This window comes from Halorubrum sp. B52 (assembly GCF_059752555.1).
This window is the reverse complement of sequence record NZ_MWTG01000012.1, coordinates 173,199-179,302: the sequence shown is the minus strand read 5'-3', so window position 1 is coordinate 179,302 and position 6,104 is coordinate 173,199. Positions and strand designations below refer to the sequence as shown.

Below are 6,104 nucleotides of genomic sequence, written 5' to 3'. Positions count from 1 at the left end.
AAATGCACCGGCCGAGACTCCCCGCGAGCAGCGCGAGCGGGGAGTCAGGGCGGTGCACGACTGCAAGGAGTGCACCGGCCGAGATTTGAACTCGGGTTGCAACCATGGCAAGGTTGCGTGATACCACTACACTACCGGTGCGTGCTTCGCGTCTGCACATAGCCCGAGTCGGAGATATAAGGGTTCCGAACGACGACCGGCCCGGTGAGATATCCGCCCGAATCCGCTCGCCGGAAGCGTCATCGGGCTCCCGTCCAAGACGGAGACGAGACGACCCATATGACGCGTCGATCCGCTCCCATCGCCGACAGACGCAGCGTCCTCCGAGCGACCGGCGGGCTCGCCGCCCTCTCGACCGCCGGCTGTCTCGGCGACGGGGGTGCGAACGACGGCGGCGCGAGCGACGGCGGCAGCGGAAGCGACGGCGGTACCGACAGCGACGGCAACGACGCCCCGTCCGACGACGGCGACGACGTCGCGTACGCGGTCGAGCGCGTCGGGGAGGGGTTCGAGCATCCGTGGGGACTCGACTTCCTCCCCGACGACGGGCGCCTCCTCGTCACCGAGCGACCGGGACGGCTCTCGCTCGTCGACCCCGAATCGGGGGCCGCCGAGTCGGTCGCGGGCGCGCCCGACGTGTTCGCCGAGGGCCAGGGCGGGCTGCTCGACGTCGCCGTCCACCCGGACTACCCGGACGACCGGCGCGTGTACCTCACGTACGCGGCGGCCGCGGGGGACTCGCCCGCGGACGGGAGCGGCGCGACGACCCACGTCGGCGTCGGCCGCCTCGACCCGGAGGACCCGGCGCTCTCGGGGTTCGAGGCGATCCGCGTCGCCGAGCCGTTCCGCGACACGGACCTGCACTTCGGCTCGCGCGCGACGTTCGGCCCCGACGGCGCGCTGTTCGTCACGGTCGGCGACCGGCGCGACACCGAGTTCGGCCCGGACCACGTCTCGCAGGACCGGTCGAACGAGCTGGGGGCGACGCTCCGGCTGACGCCCGACGGCGACGCGCACTCCGACAACCCGTTCGTCGGCGACCCGGACGCGTCGGACGCGGTGTACAGCTACGGCCACCGGAACCCGCAGGCGATGGCCGTCCGTCCCGAGACGGGGGCGGTCTGGCAGTGCGAGCACGGCGAGGAGGACGGCGACGAGATCAACGTGATCGAGCGCGGCGGCAACTACGGGTGGCCGATAGCGAGCGAGTCGTGTCGGTACGGGACCGACGACCCCCTCGCGCCGGGCCACGACGAGCGGGACGACGCGATCGCGCCGGTCCACTACTGGCCGTGCGGCTCCGGCGGGTTCCCGCCGAGCGGCGCCGTCTTCTACGACGGCGAGGCGTTCCCGGCGTGGCGAGGCGACCTGTTCGCCGGCACGCTCGCGGCGCGGTACCTCGGCCGGTTCACCGTCGACGGCGCCGGCGTCGAGGGCGCGACCGTCACCGAACGGGAGCCGCTGCTCGACGACCGAGGGTGGCGCATGCGCGCGATCGCGGTCGAGCCGGCCACGGGCCACCTCTACGTCGCGGTCGACGACGCGGACGCGCCGATCGCGCGGATCGTTCCGGCGTGAGGTGAGGGCGCCTCGCTCCGGTTTACTCAAACGAATTTACGTAGGCCGCGTTACAAAAATATCGTTCAGATTACAGTTATACTCGCGTAGCTCGTACCGCCGATCGCATGAGATCGAACGGAGTGCGGCTGTCAGGCGACGCATCGAGCCCCCCGCGCGGACCGCCGCCGACGGTGCGCGGAACGGCGCTGCTGCTCGCGGTCATGGCCGGCCTCGTCGTCGCCGCCTCGTACCCGGTCCCGAGCGTCGGCCTCGCGGCGGTGACTCTCTCCGCGCGCTACGGGGGGCGACCGCCCCTGCGGCGGCTCCGAGAGCGAGCGGCCGACTGGGAGCCGGGACCTGTGTGCGTGCCCGGGACGGACGTCTGCCTCGGCGCGTGACCGGCGAATTCCCACGACAGGCTCTTTATACGAGGCGGACCCACGAGCCACCACCATGACCGAGGCGGACCCGAACGGTCGGCTGCCGCCGGACGAGGCGTTCGCCGCGCTCGGCGACGAGGTCCGGGTGGGAATCCTGCGCGTCCTCGGCGACGCGGCGGAGCCGCTCGCCTTCTCCGAGCTGTACGACCGGCTTCCGGTCGAGGACACGTCGCGGTTCAACTACCACCTCGGCGAGCTCCGCGGTCACTTCGTCCGGAAGGACGAGGCCGGCTACGCGCTCGATCACCCGGGTCGACGGGTCGTCGAGGCGATCCGCTCCGGGGCGGTCACCGGCGACCCCGACTTCGAACGCACGTCCATCGACGACCGCTGTCCCGCGTGCGACGAACGGCTGGAGATCCGGTGGCGCGACGGGAGCATCGAGGTGTTCTGTCCGAACTGCCGGAGCCGGTGGGAGCGCTCGTCGAACCGCGTCGACGCCGCCGAGGGGCCGGAGTCGGGGTATCTCGGGCGGCTCCCGTTTCCTCCGGGCGGGATCCGGAACCGGGAGGCCGAGGAGGCGTTCCGCGCGGCCCACGCGTGGACGGTCGTCGAGCTCCTCGCGGTCGGAACCGACATCTGTCCGCGGTGTGCGGCGACCGTCGAGGCCGAACTGGATGCCTGCCCGGACCACGAGGACGACGGGACCTGCTCGAACTGTCGGTCCAGCTTCGCGGTGGTGTTCCGGGCCTCGTGCGCCAACTGCCCCTACCACGCCGGGAGCGCCGCGGCGCTCGGGCTTCTGTCCTCCCCGGCGTTGCTGGGATTCATGCTCGATCACGATCTCGACCCGCTCTCGCCGCGGTCGGTCCGCCGTTTCGACCGCTTTTTCAGCGAATACGACGAGGAGATCAGGTCGCGGGACCCCCTCCGAGCGGTGCTTACGTTCTCCCTCGACGGGGACGAACTCGCGCTTCACGTCGACGGGAACGGCGATATCGTCGAGGTGTCGTCGTAGCCCGTCATCGCGGCTCGTTGCCGACGACGTGCCGGTCGTGCGGAACCGTCCGGCCCGAATCGACCGACCGACACCGACGGCCGCATCATCGGCGGGCGCGTTCCCGGGGCGGTCGCGCCCCGTTCCGTGTCAGAGACTCTCTCGATTTCCGACCCGAATCGCCCGCCAGACCCCGTGTGAACGCGCCACAGCCCGGAAACGGGACCGCTATCCTTTTACGGTGCCGTCCGAAATCGAGGGGTACAGTCTCGCCACGATGCGTACCGAAGACGGACTCACGATCTGCGTTCCGTCTTCGGTCGTCCGGGAGGCCGAGGACGACCGCGAGGCGACTCGCAAACTCGGCTACGTCGCCCGTGCGGCGGCGGTGTTCCGGGCGGATCGACTGGTCGTCTTCCCAGACGCGGAAGGCGAGCGGCGACGGGGCGGCGAGTACGTTCGGACCGTGCTGGGGTACGCCGCGACCCCTCCGGGGCTCCGCAAGGACCTCTGGGGGGAGCGCGACGAGCTCCGGTACGCCGGCGTGCTCCCGCCGCTCCGCGTGCCGTGGCGGACCGGCTCGACCCCTAGCGGGGAAGAGTCGAAAACACAGGGACTCGTGACCGAGGTCGGACCTGAAGGCCGCGTCCGGGTCAATTCCCCGCTGCGGGAACACCCGATCTCCCTGCTCGTCCCCTCCGGAATGGAGGTCGAGCGGGGGGAGCGCGTCACCATCAGGGTCTCTTCGAGAGAACCGGTCCGCGCCCGCATCACCGGGAAGCCCGAGGAGGGTTTCCAGGTCGTGGACGCGGACCTGTCGGAAGCGCTCGCCGGCGACGGACTGGCCGTCGCGACGTCGCGACACGGGGAGGAACTCTCCGTCTCGCGGCTCGGCGGCATCGTCTCGGACGCGCGGAAGGCCGGCGGCTACACCGTCGCCTTCGGCGCGCCCGAGCGGGGGCTTCCGGAGATGCTCGGGCTTTCGCCCGACGACATTCGGGCGGCCGTCGCCGACGGCCGTCCGGTCGAACCCGATCCGGGGTTCGACCTCTGGCTGAATACGATCCCGGCACAGGCGAGCGAGGTCGTCCGAACGGAGGAGGCTCTGTTCGTGACTCTCGGCTCGCTCACACTCACGGAGTAAACACATGCCACAACCAAGCCGACCACGAAAAGGCTCGCTGGGCTACGGCCCGCGTACCCGCGCAGACCGAGAGGTCCCGCGCATTCGATCGTGGCCAGACGACGACGGAGCCCCCGCACTGCAGGGGTTCGCCGGTTACAAGGCCGGAATGACGCACGTCGTGATGGTCAACGACGAGGCCAACTCGCCGCGTGAGGGGATGGAAGAGTCCGTCCCCGTCACGGTCGTCGAGACGCCGCCGATGTACGCGGTGGCCCTGCGCGCCTACGAACAGACAGCGTACGGAAAGAAGCCGGTCGAAGAGGTCTGGGCGACCGAGTTCCACGAGGAGCTCGACCGCGCGCTCGACCTCCCGGCGGAGGACACCTTCGAGGAGGACGCGGAGGAGCTGCGCGCGTTGCTCGACGACGACGTCGTCGACGACGTCCGCGTCATCACTCACACCGCCCCCTCGGAGCTCGCGAACGTGCCCAAGAAGAAGCCCGACGTCATGGAGACCCGAGTCGGCGGCGGCTCCCTCGAGGAGCGCGTCGACTTCGGGCTCGACCTCGTCGCGGAGGGCGGCGCCCACGAGTTCGGCGACGTCTTCCGCGCCGGTCAGTACACCGACGTCTCGGGCATCACGAAGGGGAAGGGGACGCAGGGTCCCGTCAAGCGATGGGGCGTCCAGAAGCGGAAGGGCAAACACGCCCGCCAGGGATGGCGGCGCCGGATCGGCAACCTCGGTCCGTGGAACCCCTCCCGCGTGCGCTCCACCGTTCCCCAGCAGGGGCAGACCGGCTACCACCAGCGCACCGAGCTCAACAAGCGCCTCATCGACTTCGGCGAGGGCGACGACGCCTCCGTCGACGGCGGCTTCGTCAACTACGGCGAGGTCGACGGCGAGTACGCGCTCATCAAGGGCTCGCTGCCCGGTCCGGACCAGCGCTTGCTACGATTCCGCCCGGCCATCCGGCCGAACGACCAGCCGCGCCTCGACCCCGAGGTCCGGTACGTATCCACCGCATCCAACCAGGGATAATACATGAACGCAACAGTACACGACCTGGACGGCGGGGACGCGGGCAGCGTCGAGCTGCCGGCGATCTTCGAGACCGCGTTCCGACCGGACCTCATCGGTCGGGCGGTCTCCGCCGCACAGGCTAACCGGAAACAGGCTTACGGCGCCGACGAGTTCGCCGGGCTGCGGACCCCCGCGGAGTCGTTCGGCTCCGGGCGCGGGCTCGCGCACATCCCGCGCTCCGAGAACGTCGCCCGCCGCGTCCCGAGCGCCGTCTCGGGCCGCGCCGCGCACCCGCCGAAGGCCGAGAAGGACCAGACGAAGAAACTGAACGACAAGGAGCGACAGCTCGCGATCCGGTCGGCCGTCGCGGCCACCACGGACGCCGAGCTCGTCGGCGAGCGCGGTCACGCGTTCGACGACGACCTGGCGCTCCCGCTCATCGTCTCCGACGAGTTCGAGGACTTACAGAAGACTCAGGAGGCCCTGGGCGTGCTGGAGGCCGTCGGCGCCGACGCCGACATCGAGCGCGCCGAGGAGGGCCGCTCCGTGCGGTCCGGCCGCGGGAAGACCCGCGGTCGCAAGTACAGCCAGCCCAAGTCCGTCCTCGTCGTCACCAGTGAGGAGCCGTCCCGCGCCGCCCGGAACCTCTCGGGCGTCGACGTCGCGACCGCGGGCGAGGTCAACGCGGAAGACCTCGCGCCGGGCGGACACCCGGGGCGACTCACGCTGTGGACCGAGAGCGCGATCGAGGAGGTGGCCGACCGATGAACTCCATCATCGAGCACCCGCTCGTCACCGAGCAGGCGATGAACGAGATGGACTTCAAGAACAAGCTGCTGTTCCTCGTCGACATCGACGCGACGAAGCCCGAGGTCCGCGACGAAGTGCAGGACCGCTACGACGTCACCGTCACCGACGTGAACACGCAGGTGACCTCGAAGGGGAAGAAGAAGGCGACGGTCACGCTTTCCGAGGACGACGACGCGACCGAGATCGCCTCGCGCATCGGGGTGTTCTGAT

Annotated in this window: 7 protein-coding genes and 1 tRNA gene; 7 read left to right on the top strand and 1 reads right to left on the bottom strand. The window is 70.4% G+C overall.

Translation table 11 applies throughout. The annotated features are described in order from the left end of the window. Positions 1–70: 70 nt before the first annotated feature. A tRNA-Gly gene (locus B4V04_RS16710) sits at positions 71–141 on the bottom strand. Positions 142–279: 138 nt separating this feature from the next. Between B4V04_RS16710 and B4V04_RS16705 the strand changes: the two genes are divergently transcribed. The 7 genes from B4V04_RS16705 (at position 280) to B4V04_RS16675 (ending at position 6,103) form a co-directional block, all read left to right on the top strand. After that, positions 280–1,578: a PQQ-dependent sugar dehydrogenase gene (locus B4V04_RS16705; RefSeq protein WP_498232822.1), complete on the top strand. Its 1,299-nt coding sequence runs from the start codon at positions 280–282 to the stop codon at positions 1,576–1,578. A gap of 107 nt (positions 1,579–1,685) precedes the next feature. Next, a complete protein-coding gene (locus B4V04_RS16700) occupies positions 1,686–1,958 on the top strand; it encodes a hypothetical protein (RefSeq protein WP_498232821.1) in 273 nt (90 codons plus the stop codon). A 55-nt stretch (positions 1,959–2,013) separates the two neighbouring features. Continuing rightward, positions 2,014–2,958, top strand: coding sequence for a DUF7351 domain-containing protein (locus B4V04_RS16695; protein ID WP_498232820.1), 945 nt, complete (start codon positions 2,014–2,016; stop codon positions 2,956–2,958). A gap of 256 nt (positions 2,959–3,214) precedes the next feature. Continuing rightward, positions 3,215–4,081, top strand: coding sequence for a putative RNA uridine N3 methyltransferase (locus B4V04_RS16690; RefSeq protein ID WP_144798178.1), 867 nt, complete (start codon positions 3,215–3,217; stop codon positions 4,079–4,081). Between the two features lie 4 nt (positions 4,082–4,085). Further along, complete coding sequence (locus B4V04_RS16685) at positions 4,086–5,102, top strand: 50S ribosomal protein L3 (protein WP_144798177.1); 1,017 nt, start codon at positions 4,086–4,088, stop codon at positions 5,100–5,102. A gap of 3 nt (positions 5,103–5,105) precedes the next feature. Further along, complete coding sequence (gene rpl4p / locus B4V04_RS16680) at positions 5,106–5,852, top strand: 50S ribosomal protein L4 (RefSeq protein WP_498232819.1); 747 nt, start codon at positions 5,106–5,108, stop codon at positions 5,850–5,852. After that, complete coding sequence (locus tag B4V04_RS16675) at positions 5,849–6,103, top strand: 50S ribosomal protein L23 (RefSeq protein WP_498232818.1); 255 nt, start codon at positions 5,849–5,851, stop codon at positions 6,101–6,103. The genes rpl4p and B4V04_RS16675 overlap by 4 nt, the downstream gene beginning before the upstream one ends. Position 6,104: the final 1 nt, after the last annotated feature.